Raw genomic sequence first — 14,133 nt, forward strand, 5'->3', positions numbered from 1 at the left:
ACTGGTGACCTACTGATTACAAGTCAGTTGCTCTACCAACTGAGCTAAGTCGGCACACGAAAACGTGTGCATTTGCACCGAGGTTATCAACCTCATTTACCGATTGGAAATTAATCTTTTCAGTAAATCATAATATGGTGCTTCGTCTCGGAATTGAACCAAGGACACGAGGATTTTCAATCCTCTGCTCTACCGACTGAGCTAACGAAGCGGAACGAGGCGTATTAAATAGATTTTAGTCTCGGGCGTCAACACCTTTCTACATATTTACTTGGTTTTTTTGCTGTTCGCTCACCCTTTGAACATTATCCGCTTCATTTGTGAACATTGTTGCTATTAAGATTAAAAATAAGCACATCGGCGTTAATCATAATCTGCAGGGTGGCCAACATATTAATACTATTTCTCTGGCGTATAGCCTTCGATTTCTACGTCTTTATTTTCAAAAAGATAACCAATCATTGCATCTTCAATAATTTTTCGGTCTTCGGCGTTCAATAACTTCAATTTTTTTTCATTGATCAACATTGTTTGTTTCTGTTGCCATCCTGCCCAAGCCTCTTGGCTGATATTGTCAAAAATACGTTTGCCCAAAGCGCCCGGAATTAATTGAAAAGCTAAACCAGGGGCTTCTTTTTTTAAATAACTGCAAAATACGGTTCTAGTCATCTATCTTCTCCTTTGAGAGGTTTTTGTTAACAACGGTTATAATTTTTGTTGTTGCTGCTGCTAACCCAATTTTTTGTGGGTGGTGTAAGTTATACCAAAGAGTGTCATTTTCTTCCATTACTTGTTTTGTTTCTATGATATCCACGTCAATTTTTAGTGGCGTTATATCAAAATGAAAATGGCTAAAAGTATGACGGAATGTGGGTAACAGCGTGCTTTTAAACTGTTCGATGCCCTGTTTTTTAATAGCAGCCAGACATAATGCTTCACTTTCATATTCAGGAAAACACCATAATCCTCCCCAGATGCCGACAGGCGGACGTTTTTTTAAGTGTAGCGTCTCACCATTTTTACACAGTACCAGCATCACAGCTGTTTTTACTGGAATCTTCTTTTTAGCTTTAGGTGTTGGATAAGCTTTAACGGTTCCTTCAGCAAGCGCTAAACAATCGTCCTGAACAGGGCACTCAGTGCAATTTGCTTTACTGCGCGTGCAAACCATCGCACCCATATCCATCATAGCCTGATTAAATATGTCGGTTTGTTTTGCCGGTGTTACCTTTTCAGCAAGTTGCCATAAGCTATTTTCAACGGATTTTTGACCTGTCCAGCCTTCGATGGTTTGATGGCGAGTGAGGACACGTTTAACGTTACCGTCTAAAATAGCAAAGTTTTTATTCAAGGTCAGGGATAAAATAGCCCCCGCGGTTGAGCGCCCAATGCCGGGTAAATCCAGGACTTTTTGAAACTCTTCCGGGAAATTACCTGCGTAATTATCACGAATGAATTGCGCGCTTTTATGTAAATTCCGTGCTCTAGCGTAATAACCCAATCCGGTCCAGTGATGCAAGACTTCATCTAAAGGCGCATTGGCAAGGTAGGAGATAGTCGGAAAAGCGCGCATGAATTTATTAAAATAGGGGATCACAGTGGCAACTTGTGTTTGTTGCAGCATCACTTCGCTGACCCAAGTTCGATAAAGACTTTTATCCTGTTGCCAGGGTAATGTTTTACGGCCAAATTTTTGATGCCATGTAATGATGCGTTGACTAAAATCTTCGTGATTCACAACAAACTCTTTTATATTTTGAGAACTTTTTAGGAGCGGCGAGCATAACAGAGTTGCTGTGGAAATATAACGCCACAAATATTAGGTGCTTATTTGGAAGGGGATAAAGTCGATCCATTATTAAATATTATTGGTATAATAGGCCAATATAAATGATCCCGTGATAAAGGTATAAAAATGACTGACCAAGAACATTCAGCAAGCGAAGAAAATGCTGATTCCGTTGAAAAGCTTAAATATATGCGCAAAATCCGTTCATTCGTAAAACGCGAAGGGCGCATGACCAACCGTCAGCAGACAGCAATAGATACCCTTTGGGATACTATGGGGATTGATTTTGAAGAAAAATTAATTGATTTTAATAGTTTATTTGGGCGTCAGGCGCCCGTTGTATTAGAAATCGGTTTTGGTATGGGTAAGTCATTAATTGAAATGGCAAAAAACGCACCGGAAAAGAATTTTATTGGTATTGAAGTACATGGGCCCGGTGTGGGTGCTTGCCTTGCGGATGCAGGAGAAGCCGGCGTGACTAATTTACGCGTGATTAACCATGATGCGGTTGAAGTATTAGACAAAATGATCCCCAATAACAGTTTGGCAGTATTCCAACTTTATTTCCCGGATCCGTGGCATAAAGCGCGTCATCATAAACGTCGGATTGTCCAGCCTGCATTTATTGAAAATATGCGTCATAAGCTTGCGATCGGCGGTGTGATTCATATGGCAACTGACTGGGAAAATTATGCCGAGCATATGTTAGCAGTATTACAGGACACGGCAGACTTTAAAAACACCAGTGAGAGCGATTATGCACCCCGCCCGGAATGGCGTCCGTTAACCAAATTTGAAAACCGTGGTAATAATCTCGGTCATGGCGTTTGGGATCTGTTATTTGAACGTATTAGTTAATCTTCTAAGCAACTGACTGATGATCATGGTCATTCTAGTTAGAAACCGGCACTATCTAGTTGGAAACTCTGAAGAACCAAAAGCGAACTTAAATAGTTCGCTTTTTTGATCTGGTATTAAGGAAATATCGAATATATTAATTTAGATTTGATATTGCAGTGAATAATAAAATCTTTAGCTATACGCTGATAATTTATCATCTTTGGAAAGCTCAAGTAGCATGCAATGTTCATCTTTATAATATTACTCGCTCGAAAATTTTTCTGTTAGAGAGGGGCGTATCAAAGTTTTTGTGTTAGATATTGAACGCTCTATTTAGTCTCTGCTGGTGCCAACATTGAAATTGATTAATTAGGGAAAAGAAATGACTCAAGGGTTCGACTGTAAAATATTGTGCTCTTTTACCCAAATTGGGATCTTCTCTAAAAGTAGAGGTTTCCTAATAGTTTTAAATCGTAAGGAATTTGATATGTTCCATCTTACCGTTGTTTTAACCTTCCAATCGTAACTACATAAGTTTTTTTATAGACTTAACATGCGCATGATTAAACCAAATAACGTATCTAAGAGCCTAAAAACAGTTTATTTCACCAATCCTTTCTGATGTTTTTTCATATTGATAATCATGACATCAATACTAATAACCTAGCTTATTAGTTTTTAAACTAAGGGCTGTTGATCTTTGTTTGGAATTTTTACGATATCTGGCAATCCCATATAATTTACTTCACCAAAAATAAACTTTATGAAATTACCATGCCCCGAACAATGCTTACTGATGAGTTATGGTAAAAACTAAAAACTATTTTGCTTGAAGATAGAGTGTATAACAAATCTGAACATAGACAGACAACGTAAGTGATTCTCTATCGCTTAGGTGTTGGCTGTCCTTGGCGTGATTTACCTGAATTTTTTGGTTTATGGAATACGATTTATCGCCGATTTTCACTTTGGTCTAGAAAAGGAATTTTGATTAGATTATTTAAAACATTATCCAGCGATAGTGATGTTGAATGAGAGCTTATTGATGGCAGTTACATCAAGGCTCACCAGCATAGTGCAGGGGCTGCGAGTGAGCAACCGCAGGCAATAGGGTTAAGTCGAGGCGGTAATACAAGCAAAATACATTTAGCTGTTGATAGTTATGGTTTACCGATTGAATTCATCATTACAGGTGGAGAAGTGCATGATAGTAAAGCTGCTAATGAGTTGATTGAACTCTTACCTCAAGGTGATTTTGTCGTCGCTGATAAAGGTTACGATAACGAAGTAATTAGGGTGAAAATACGAGAGCGGAGCTCAATACCCGCGATTCCAAGAAAGAAAAATTCATTCTTAGGTAATTCAGATATAGATTGGTGCCTTTACAAATATCGACATTTAGTTGAAAACGCGTTTGCTCGGTTAAAACATTTTGGTGCGATTGCTACAAGATAGGACAAATTTAAAATCCACTTTGAAAGTATGCTTGCGCTAGCATGTTCAATGATTTGGCTGCCAATGTGCAAGATCAACAGCCCCTAATGATCTTCATCTTAGATCAAGTGTTAACCCAACATAATCGTAAAAAACATTAAGCCCTTATGAGTAATAATCATTTACCAAAATAAGGGATTATCATCTTAATCAAATCAAATTAAACTATCTTCATCGTTCATAAGCGATTTATACCGCTCATCGAAAAGCAGCACCTGAATTTTCATCACAAGCATAAGACTTAAATCTAAGGGTTCAATCTCATGATAAATAAAATTGTAAGTAAATATAAAGCCACATTCTGTTCTTCAAATGGTGTACTTATCCATCCTAATATTGACAATGGTATTCAACCAACATTAGATAATTTTAATGGCGGCGAGTTAAAATGCCATTGCGGTTCAAAAGCAGTTACAGTTGAAATTAAAAGCCAAAGTGCTCATAATCACGCTTGTGGTTGCTCTAAATGTTGGAAACCCAGTGGTGCTCTTTTCTCACTTGTAGCCGTGGTTCCAAAAGATAACCTTAAAGTAACGAACAATGAGTCGAAGCTCAAGGTTATTGATGACAGTGCCGCTATTAAGCGATTTGCTTGCAAGGGTTGTGGAGTACATATGTACGGGCGTATTGACAATACAGAACATCCTTTTTTTGGCTTGGACTTTATTCATACTGAGTTATCTTTGCAAAAAGGTTGGTCTGCACCAGAATTTGCCGCGTTTGTGTCATCAATTATTGAAACAGGAACTAACCCGGAAGATATGGCTGCAATACGTAACCAATTAACATCTCAAGGATTAACACCTTATGATTGCCTTTCCCCAGTATTAATGGATGTGATAGCAACACATACCGCAAATAATTAAAAATAAGTAACTAAAAAGGCTCTTTTGAGCCTTTTTTAAATCCTCTGCCCGATAATTACCCGCATTAAGAACAATTTAAGTAAATGGCAAAACAGGGTGACCATTCCACACTAATTCTGGTAAAACCATATTATTCCTGCACGCATAGACAAAAACTAACCAAAGGGGTTTTTCATAATGAAAAAAAGAAAGAATAGCGGCATCCTTCATTTGCCAGTTTACACTTCCTTGAGCCACATCGCCGCCCCCTCATCAGATCCATGTTCCACGCCCACCGGTTTCGTGCGCGTGCGCGGTGCCCGGGAGAACAACCTGCAGAACGTCGACGTGGATTTGCCCCGGGACTCGATAGTCGCTTTCACCGGAGTGTCCGGCTCGGGCAAATCCTCCCTTGCCTTCGGCACACTCTTCGCCGAGGCTCAGCGCCGCTTTTTCGAGTCGGTCGCGCCGTACGCCCGGCGCTTGATTCAGCAGGGCGCCACGCCGCGGGTAGATGAAATCACGGGCCTTCCGCCGGCCGTTGCGCTGCAGCAACGCCGGGGAACACCCAGCTCGCGTTCAAGCGTAGGAACCGTCACTACCCTCTCAAACTCCCTACGGATGCTTTATTCCCGAACCGGCATCTACCCTGATCGCGCCCCGCGCCTGGAATCAGACTCTTTCTCACCAAACACCGCCATGGGTGCCTGCCCGACATGCCAGGGACTCGGAACAGCGCACACCGTCAGCGAAGAATCAATGGTGCTCGACCCCTCGCTGAGCATCCGCGAGGGTGCTGTCACAGCCTGGCCAGGGGCGTGGCAGGGCAAGAACCTGCGCGACATTCTCAGCGCGCTCGGCCATGACGTGGACACCGCCTGGAACCAACTTTCCCGTGCCGACCGCGACTGGATCCTGTTCACCGAGGAACAACCCGTGGTCGAGATCATGCCCGAGCGGGAACGACCGCGCCCCTACAAAGGAAAGTTCTGGAGCGCGCAGCGTTATGTGATGCACACGCTCGCTGACTCGAAAAGCGCCACGGTACGTAAGCGCGTGCTCAAGTATGTAAAATCGGGCCCCTGTGTTACCTGCGCGGGCAGCGGGCTGCGCAGCGAGGCACTCGCGGTTACTTTTAACGGCCGCACCATCGCCGCGCTCAACACTCTGCCGCTCACCGAGCTGCGCCATGCGCTCGACTGCCCAGAGCCCGCTAACACTCCAAGTGCCACAATTACCAGCGACCTTACTCGCCGCCTCGACGTACTGCTTGATCTCGGCCTTGGATACCTGAGTCTGGGCCGCGCGACGCCCACACTCTCTCCCGGTGAAATGCAGCGGCTGCGCATAGCGACCCAACTGCGCGCCGGACTGTTCGGCGTGATCTATGTACTCGATGAACCTTCCGCGGGGCTGCACCCGGCAGATGCGCAGCCGCTCCTCGCAGTGCTCGAAGAGCTGAAATCCAGCGGTAACTCCGTTTTTGTTGTAGAGCACAATATGGATGTGGTGCGCCGCGCCGACTGGGTGATCGACGTCGGCCCGCTCGCGGGGGAGCACGGCGGAAAGGTACTTTACAGCGGACCGACGGCGGGACTTAAAGATGTGCCCGATTCCATCACGCGGGAGTTTCTCTTCGCGAACGAGCGCCCGCTGCCGGCTGCACGCGCGCTGCGGGATCCTCTCGGCTGGCTCCACCTGACGGGAATCACCCGCCATAATCTGCGCAATCTCGACGCTGAGTTTCCGCTCGGCGTACTGACTGCGGTCACCGGCGTCTCCGGCTCAGGTAAATCTACCCTAGTGAGCCAGGTACTCGCCGAAGCCGTTAGCCTACACCTTCACCCTGACCAGGATCCCGTTGCAGGCACCGCATCCAACGGCTCGGCGACCGGGGAGCAGGACGAGCACCCGGAGCCTAAACCCGTCGAAAACACCACGGTCGAGGCGATCAGCGGAGTTGATTCGATCAACCGGCTGGTGCGCGTTGACCAGAAGCCAATAGGTCGCACCCCGCGATCTAACCTCGCCACCTATACCGGCCTGTTCGATGCGGTGCGTACAACGTTCGCCGCCATTCCGGAGGCACGAAGTCGAAAATTCAGCCCTAGCCGGTTCTCGTTCAATGTACCGGGTGGTCGCTGCGAGACCTGCCTGGGCGAGGGATTTGTGGCGGTCGGTTTACTTTTTCTGCCCGGCAGTTACTCGCCCTGCCCTGATTGCGGCGGCTCGCGCTACAACCCTGAGACCCTAGAGGTGACATACCGCAACAAGAATATAGCCGAAGTGCTGGGGCTCACGGTCGATGCAGCAGCGGTGTTTCTCGCCGACGTGCCTTCGGCACTGCGCAGCCTCGAGACCCTTCGTGAGGTGGGTCTCGGCTACCTGCGGCTCGGACAGCCAGCCACCGAGCTTTCCGGGGGCGAGGCGCAGCGCATTAAGCTTGCGACCGAGTTGCAACGGGCGCGCCGCGGTCACACGCTGTACGTTCTCGATGAGCCCACCACCGGGCTGCACCCCGCTGACGTGTTGCTGCTCCTCACGCAGCTCAACCGGCTTGTCGATGCCGGCAATACCGTGATCGTGGTTGAACACGATATGGACGTGGTTGCCGCCGCCGACTGGGTGATCGACATTGGCCCGGCGGGTGGCGACAAGGGAGGCCGCATAGTCGCCGCCGGCACTCCCCATATTGTGGCAGCCCACCCCGAGAGCCGAACGGCTCCCTACTTGGCCCAGTGCATCTCTACCACCTGATGTCGTGGTAAATTCAGGAGATCTGCCTTACGGCCAATTTGCACAATAGCCCGTGATCATTTATGACTATCAACCCGGTCACGGGCATGAATATCTAGAAGCTTTTTTAGCAGGTTATAAGGGGGACTTGCAGTGCGACGGTTATCGTGTGTATGGCTACTGTGAGTAGCCATATTTTCTGCTTGCTGGGTGCATGCAGGACGTAAATTTAACAAGGTACTGATTGCTCAACCTAAAAAAATCGGTAAAGCCAATGTGCTATCAGCGCAACTCAAAAACGCTATACGATAGAAAGGCGCACTAAGTGATGACTTGCTAACGAGCGACATAAAATAAAGGAAAAAGAGGCCCTGTTTATTTTAGATGATTTTTAAAAATAGCGAGATGAAACTTCATAAGTCCTGCCCCCAAAAGCTATCTGAGTATCGCTGTCTCGTATACCTTGAATTATTGGCAGCTCTGTTGAGGGCGGAAAATAGGATATTGACAGTAAAGTCACTGAGCGAGATATACGGCCCATTAAGACGGGCAGGAAAAGGTGATCAAAGCGCTACCAAATCGTGAAGAAGATGCAGATTTAAGCGATTTATTACAGTGGCATGCTCAGTTCAAATCTTATATCGTTGAGCTTACTGTTTAACTGCGCGCTTACGTGAACAGCTTATTATTTTTATTGCTAAAGAGACTGATTTGATTAGCGTTGGTGAGCAAAAAGCACGCTTGTTGTGGCACAAACTGGGGGCAGAGGTTCATTCTGTTGTGAGTCATGATATAAACAGATTTTGCCTTTGAGATCTATTAACAGAAATTTCAATAGCCACCTGATTTAAAAGTTATAAAGCACATCAGAATTTAAGTTTCTCTAATTTTCTAACACGACAAAAATTCAGGTGCTGGTACGGAGGCAGTTAATTACGAACAATTATAATTACCTCCGATTAAAATTTTCAAGCGGATGAATTACCCGTTATCGCTATTTATACTCATGATGATGCGTTATGGCGCTGTAAAAATTCATCAAAAGTACTGTCCTCACTCGCTTCTAGTTGCTGTTGCTGGAAGATAGACTCTGTGGCCGCAAGCTGCAACGTGTCATTCATCGCATCAGATAAGCCACGACAAGTGAAGTATTCTTGATTCTTTTTTGCCTGGCGCAACATAGATTCAGTAAATTCATGACCCTTGTTGATCTCTTCCATAATGATACCTGAAGGGGTTAATTCACTATGATTAACCTTGTTAACTTGCGCTGAGAGCGCTTGAGTATAAGCATTGCATTGATCCTTTAAATGATCGTTAGGCTGGCTTTTATGCGCGAGTTCAAGCAAGTTAGCAAGAGGCTCGATTTCAGCCAATAGCTCGTTCGCTACCGCCTTAAAGGCGACTGATTGACCGTTTTTCTTAAGCATCAAGCCAGGCTTCCTGCCTTGTTGAATAACTTGTTGCTGGTTGTACTTAATTTCCTTTTGTTCCTCAAGTGTTAACTCGGGACTATCAGACAGCAAACAATACAACAAGAATACATCAAGAAAACGAATTTGCTGCGCGTCAATACCTACAGGTAAAAATGGATTGGTGTCTAAAATACGCACTTCGACATATTCAACGCCTCGCTCCTTAAGCGCCGTCATCGGTTTTTCACCTGCTTTTGTGACACGCTTGGGACGGATGTCGCTGTAATACTCATTTTCGATTTGAAGAATATTAGCATTGAGTTGACGACGCTGGCCGTTAATATTTCTTCCTATCTTTTCATATTCGGAATGAGGCTGTTGTATGGCCTGTGTCAACCCTTGTATATAACTATCTAAGTCGTTATAGCTGATATTAAGCTCGCTTTGAGCCTTACTTTGATAACCAAGGTCGCTCATTCTTAGGGATGTGGCAAAAGGCAGCCCTAATGTATGTTCGTTCAACTTGCTTAGCTTGTGGGGTTTATCGTTGTTCATAAAGCTACGATCAAATACAGGAGATGCACCAAATAAATAAGTTAATAGCCAAGAATGACGACGAAAATTGCGGATTAGATCAAAATAACGCTGCGATTTAAACGCTTGTAGATCGCCCTTTTCTCCCCATAATTGCTGGCAGTAGGGCCAAAAATCTTCCGACATCGAAAAGTTATAGTGTATTCCAGCGATCGATTGCATGGTGCGTCCATAACGATGCGCAAGCCCTTGACGATAGATATGTTTCATCTGACCGATATTAGAGCTTCCGTATTGGGCTATCGGAATGCTCTCATCTCCCGCTAATCGACATGGCATACTCGCAGGCCAGAGATACTCGCCCTTTAGGTTACGCAAGGTGAAGTTATGTAAATCGCTCAGATAATCAATACTGTCATCAATCCGGTAATTTACGGGAGTAATGAATTCCAACAAAGCTTCGGAGTAGTCGGTGGTGATACTGCCGTGCATTAAGGCAGAACCAAGTGCCTGTGGGTGACTACTTTGAGCTATTGCTGCCTGTGAAGTAACCCTTAACCCTTCTTTTTCAATTCCGCGTTGAATACGGGTTAAAAATGGAAAACTCTCGGGAGCCATAAGTCGTTGGAGACGAGCCTGGTATAAATCGGACAAGATGGATTTCCTCTACATAAGGTTGATTGATGTCAACTGAACATAAAAACTGCCGTCAAGTTTATTAACGGCAGCGGTAAAGATTATTTGCTCAGGTAAGTGGCATGAAAGCGCAGGTGCTCTTCAATAAAATTGGCGATAAAGTAATAGCTGTGGTCATAACCATCATGAAGGCGGTATTCCAAGGGATAACCACTGACTTTCGCAGCGGCGATTAATGTTTCCGGCTTTAATTGCTCAACCAGAAAATCATCAGCCCCGCCCTGATCAACTTTGGCTGGGAGGAACTGCTTTGCTTGGCGCATCAGTTCGCTGGCGTCATGGTTGCGCCAAGTGTTTTTATCTTTACCAAGGTAGGCCGTAAAAGCTTTTTTTCCCCAAGGGCAGGTCATTGGATTACTGATCGGACTAAACGCCGACATCGAGCTATAACGTTCTGGGTTTCGCATCGCAATGGTCAGTGCACCATGTCCCCCCATTGAATGTCCGGCAATGGCCCGTTTATCCGATACAGGGAAAGTTGCTTCAATCAGTGCCGGTAATTCATTCACTATATAATCGTTCATTTGATAATGACGATTCCAGGGTGCTTGTGTGGCGTTAACAAAAAAACCCGCGCCCTGTCCCAAATCGTAACTATCATCATCTGCCACCCCTTCACCACGAGGGCTAGTATCCGGCGCTACAATTGCGATCCCCAATTCAGCAGCGATACGTTGGGCACCCGCTTTTTGCATAAAGTTTTCATCTGTGCAGGTCAGGCCGGAAAGCCAATACAATACCGGCACATTTTCCCCGTTCGATGCCTGCGGTGGCAGATAGATAGCAAAGCGCATGTTACAGTTCAACGTTTTGGCGAAGTGGCTATATTGTTTATGCCAACCACCAAAGCTTTTGTTCATACTTAAATTTTCAATTGTCATGGTAAAACCTTAAAACGCGCCCAACAGTATTATTAACGATGGGCGGCAGTGAAACTATTACTTATCAAAATGAATGACAGAGCGGATGCTTTCGCCTTTATGCATCAATTCAAATGCTTCATTGATATCTTCTAGCGCCATAGTATGAGTAATAAAATCACTTAATTTGAATTCACCTTGCAAATAACGCTCAACGTAATCGGGCAGCTCAGTGCGACCTTTAACGCCGCCAAAGGCAGAGCCTTTCCATGTTCGGCCCGTCACTAATTGGAATGGTCGGGTTGATATTTCTTGTCCCGCACCAGCAACACCAATAATGACGGATTCGCCCCAACCTTTGTGGCAACATTCTAATGCTGAACGCATTAAGTTCACGTTACCAATACACTCAAATGAGTAATCAACACCACCATCGGTTAATTCAACGATGACATCCTGAATGGGTTTATCGTAATCTTTCGGGTTAATAAAGTCCGTTGCACCTAATTTTTTCGCCAGCTCAAATTTACTTTCATTGATATCAATAGCAATAATGCGACTCGCTTTTGCCATTGTTGCACCGATAACCGCCGAAAGACCGATACCACCTAGACCGAAGATGGCAATCGTTGCACCTTCTTCTACTTTAGCGGTATTCATTACTGCACCTATACCGGTAGTGACACCACATCCGAGTAAACAGACTTCTTCTAATGGTGCTGTTTTATTGACTTTGGCCAAAGATATTTCGGGTAAGACCGTGTATTCAGAGAAGGTAGAACAGCCCATATAATGGAAGATTGGCTGGCCATCTTTATAAAAGCGCGTGGTGCCATCGGGCATTAATCCTTTTCCTTGGGTTTCACGAATTTTCTGACAAAGGTTCGTTTTGCCCGATAAACAGAATTTACATTCACCACACTCTGGAGTGTAAAGAGGGATAACGTGATCGCCAACTTGTACGCTGGTCACTCCTTCACCAATTTGCTCAACAATACCACCACCTTCATGACCTAAAATAACCGGAAAGATACCTTCTGGATCATCCCCAGAGAGGGTAAATGCATCGGTATGGCAGACGCCCGAGGCAATAACCTTCACTAGCACTTCACCTTGACGAGGCAGCATTACGTCTACTTCTTCGATAGATAATGGTTGTTTCGGTCCCCAGGCAATGGCGGCTTTTGATTTGATAAATTGATCTGACATATTTATTCTCACTTTTCAGTTGATGGAAATTTTAATGGCTATAGAACGTAGACGTATTCCGTGCATATTAACTCTAGTCTATTATAATTATCGCTTAGTGATAATGCCGCTAATTAGTAATTCACTTTTACTATTTGGTAATAATTTTTTATATCTCTTACACTATTTTCAATTGCTTTAATTAAATATCTAATTATCTGCGCTGTTTTGGCTTCTCTAATGATTGTGCCCTTGTGATAGGTTAATCATGGCGATCCCAATTGCCACTAGCGCCATGCCGAGCCATGTTGTTAAGTCAAGATGTTGGCGATAAATGACTGTAGATAATAGCGTAACCGTGATAATTGCAAGTCCGGCCCATAAAGCATAAACAATCCCAATCGGCATACCTTTCATTGCTTGCCCTAAAAACATGAACGCAGCTAGATGACCTAGCAAAACTAGAGCACTTGCGAGCGGTTTTGTGAAACCATCTGTCTCTTTTAATGCAACGTGTGAGCCCGCTTCAGCAACCACCCCTAAAAAAAGAAATAACCAACTCATATTTGCTCCTATCATGTTATTTAAGCTGTTTTTCAGCGAACTGACACCCCGTTTTGTCTGGGGCATTATTCATGACCTTGTTAATTCACAGCGCGTTAATGTTATGGCAGGCATTATAGTTATTTCTAAAATAATGATAATATGCTAATTTGTAAAATAACTTGTACATATAGGTAACAATCATGCAGTGGGAAGGTATTAGCGAATTTGTCTACGTCGCCGAAAATGAGAGCTTTACACTTGCCTCAAAAAAAATGGCAATCTCTACGGCGCAGGTTAGCCGTCAGATCAGTGCATTAGAAAAACGGCTCAACATAAAATTATTTTACCGCACCACGCGTAAAGTCTCCTTAACTGAAGAGGGCCGGGTTTTTTATCAGCATTGTCGCGGTGTACTGGATGGTCTGGATGAGGCGGAGCGAGCGATAACGAACTTACAAAGTCGACCGCAGGGGAAAGTAAGACTGTCGGCACCAGTGACTTATGGTGAGCAACAGATACTGCCTCTGGTAAATGATTTTGTCCAGCGATACACAGATGTTGAAGTGTCAGCTTATTTAAGTAATCAGCAAGTTGACTTAATTGAGGATGGTTATGATTTAGCCATTCGTATTGGCAAGCTAAGTGACTCGTCCATGATGGCAAAACAACTGGGCAAGAGGACAAACTATACATGTGCAACGCCAGCTTACTTGGCAAAGTATGGCATCCCTCATTCCTTGTCTGAACTGAGCAAACACAATTGTTTGTTGGGTACACTGGATTATTGGCGTTTTAACGAAGCTGGCAGAGAAAAAAATATTCGGGTGACAGGTAATCTGCGTTATAACAGTGGTTTTGGTTTGGTGGATGCGGTGTTAAAGTCGCAGGGAATCGTACTGTTACCGGATTATTATGTGCAGGAACATCTGGACAGTGGAGCGTTAGTCACCGTATTAGACAATTATCGGGAAGCTGACGAAGGTATCTGGGCGGTGTATCCGCATAATCGCCATTTATCGCCAAAAATAAGGTTGCTGGTCGATTTTCTGGCTGAAAAGTTGTCTTAATCTCTTTAATTGCAAAGTAGGAACTACAATTCATAATTTGAGTAGACTTCGCTGTAACTCTTGCAACCACGTCCGTTAGTGCAAGAGGTAAATCATATTAAGGTTCTAACCCTATATATTATA

At 44.5% G+C, this 14,133-nt stretch carries 11 protein-coding genes, 1 tRNA gene and 1 pseudogene; 6 read left to right on the plus strand and 7 right to left on the minus strand.

The window, feature by feature from the left end; translation table 11 throughout:
• Positions 1-135: 135 nt before the first annotated feature.
• The 3 genes from CXF72_RS12545 to mutY form a co-directional block, all read right to left on the minus strand.
• Positions 136-211 (minus strand) — tRNA-Phe (locus tag CXF72_RS12545).
• A gap of 188 nt (positions 212-399) precedes the next feature.
• Positions 400-669 carry an oxidative damage protection protein gene (locus tag CXF72_RS12550; RefSeq protein ID WP_101039354.1) on the minus strand — a complete coding sequence of 90 codons (270 nt, stop codon included), beginning with the start codon at positions 667-669 and terminating at the stop codon, positions 400-402.
• On the minus strand, positions 662-1,738 hold the full coding sequence (gene mutY / locus CXF72_RS12555; RefSeq protein ID WP_101039355.1) for an A/G-specific adenine glycosylase: 1,077 nt from the start codon (positions 1,736-1,738) through the stop codon (positions 662-664). The genes CXF72_RS12550 and mutY overlap by 8 nt, the downstream gene beginning before the upstream one ends.
• A 177-nt stretch (positions 1,739-1,915) precedes the next feature.
• Here mutY and trmB point away from each other — a divergent pair, with 177 nt between their 5' ends.
• The 5 genes and pseudogenes from trmB to CXF72_RS20280 all read left to right on the plus strand — a co-directional run bounded on the left by trmB (position 1,916) and on the right by CXF72_RS20280 (position 7,894).
• Positions 1,916-2,647, plus strand: coding sequence for a tRNA (guanosine(46)-N7)-methyltransferase TrmB (gene trmB / locus CXF72_RS12560; protein ID WP_101039356.1), 732 nt, complete (start codon positions 1,916-1,918; stop codon positions 2,645-2,647).
• A gap of 804 nt (positions 2,648-3,451) precedes the next feature.
• A pseudogene (locus tag CXF72_RS12565) lies at positions 3,452-4,171 on the plus strand (IS5 family transposase).
• 215 nt (positions 4,172-4,386) lie between these two features.
• On the plus strand, positions 4,387-4,989 hold the full coding sequence (gene gfa, locus CXF72_RS12570) for an S-(hydroxymethyl)glutathione synthase (protein WP_101039357.1): 603 nt from the start codon (positions 4,387-4,389) through the stop codon (positions 4,987-4,989).
• 177 nt (positions 4,990-5,166) lie between these two features.
• The gene (locus CXF72_RS12575; RefSeq protein ID WP_101039358.1) at positions 5,167-7,725 is read left to right on the plus strand and encodes an excinuclease ABC subunit UvrA; all 2,559 of its coding nucleotides are present in this window, start codon (positions 5,167-5,169) and stop codon (positions 7,723-7,725) included.
• A gap of 52 nt (positions 7,726-7,777) precedes the next feature.
• Positions 7,778-7,894 carry an IS66 family transposase gene (locus CXF72_RS20280; RefSeq protein WP_157823257.1) on the plus strand — a complete coding sequence of 39 codons (117 nt, stop codon included), beginning with the start codon at positions 7,778-7,780 and terminating at the stop codon, positions 7,892-7,894.
• An 814-nt stretch (positions 7,895-8,708) separates the two neighbouring features.
• Here CXF72_RS20280 and gshA read toward each other — a convergent pair.
• The 4 genes from gshA to CXF72_RS12595 form a co-directional block, all read right to left on the minus strand.
• On the minus strand, positions 8,709-10,307 hold the full coding sequence (gshA, locus tag CXF72_RS12580; RefSeq protein ID WP_101039359.1) for a glutamate--cysteine ligase: 1,599 nt from the start codon (positions 10,305-10,307) through the stop codon (positions 8,709-8,711).
• Between the two features lie 83 nt (positions 10,308-10,390).
• Positions 10,391-11,230, minus strand: coding sequence for an S-formylglutathione hydrolase (fghA, locus tag CXF72_RS12585; protein WP_101039360.1), 840 nt, complete (start codon positions 11,228-11,230; stop codon positions 10,391-10,393).
• A 57-nt stretch (positions 11,231-11,287) separates the two neighbouring features.
• The gene (locus tag CXF72_RS12590; RefSeq protein WP_101039361.1) at positions 11,288-12,418 is read right to left on the minus strand and encodes an S-(hydroxymethyl)glutathione dehydrogenase/class III alcohol dehydrogenase; all 1,131 of its coding nucleotides are present in this window, start codon (positions 12,416-12,418) and stop codon (positions 11,288-11,290) included.
• Positions 12,419-12,634: 216 nt separating this feature from the next.
• On the minus strand, positions 12,635-12,961 hold the full coding sequence (locus CXF72_RS12595; RefSeq protein ID WP_101039362.1) for a DMT family transporter: 327 nt from the start codon (positions 12,959-12,961) through the stop codon (positions 12,635-12,637).
• A gap of 182 nt (positions 12,962-13,143) precedes the next feature.
• Here CXF72_RS12595 and CXF72_RS12600 point away from each other — a divergent pair, with 182 nt between their 5' ends.
• On the plus strand, positions 13,144-14,010 hold the full coding sequence (locus tag CXF72_RS12600) for a LysR substrate-binding domain-containing protein (RefSeq protein WP_101039363.1): 867 nt from the start codon (positions 13,144-13,146) through the stop codon (positions 14,008-14,010).
• Positions 14,011-14,133 lie beyond the last annotated feature (123 nt).

This window comes from Psychromonas sp. MB-3u-54 (assembly GCF_002836415.1).
GTDB lineage: Bacteria > Pseudomonadota > Gammaproteobacteria > Enterobacterales > Psychromonadaceae > Psychromonas.

Excerpts from the sequence above, each read along its gene's own strand:
- CXF72_RS12550 (WP_101039354.1), bottom strand. The coding sequence starts at position 669 with ATGACTAGAACCGTATTTTGCAGTTATTTAAAAAAAGAAGCCCCTGGT.
- trmB (WP_101039356.1), top strand. The coding sequence starts at position 1,916 with ATGACTGACCAAGAACATTCAGCAAGCGAAGAAAATGCTGATTCCGTT.
- gfa (WP_101039357.1), top strand. The coding sequence starts at position 4,387 with ATGATAAATAAAATTGTAAGTAAATATAAAGCCACATTCTGTTCTTCA.
- CXF72_RS12575 (WP_101039358.1), top strand. The coding sequence starts at position 5,167 with ATGAAAAAAAGAAAGAATAGCGGCATCCTTCATTTGCCAGTTTACACT.
- fghA (WP_101039360.1), bottom strand. The coding sequence starts at position 11,230 with ATGACAATTGAAAATTTAAGTATGAACAAAAGCTTTGGTGGTTGGCAT.
- CXF72_RS12590 (WP_101039361.1), bottom strand. The coding sequence starts at position 12,418 with ATGTCAGATCAATTTATCAAATCAAAAGCCGCCATTGCCTGGGGACCG.
- CXF72_RS12595 (WP_101039362.1), bottom strand. The coding sequence starts at position 12,961 with ATGAGTTGGTTATTTCTTTTTTTAGGGGTGGTTGCTGAAGCGGGCTCA.
- CXF72_RS12600 (WP_101039363.1), top strand. The coding sequence starts at position 13,144 with ATGCAGTGGGAAGGTATTAGCGAATTTGTCTACGTCGCCGAAAATGAG.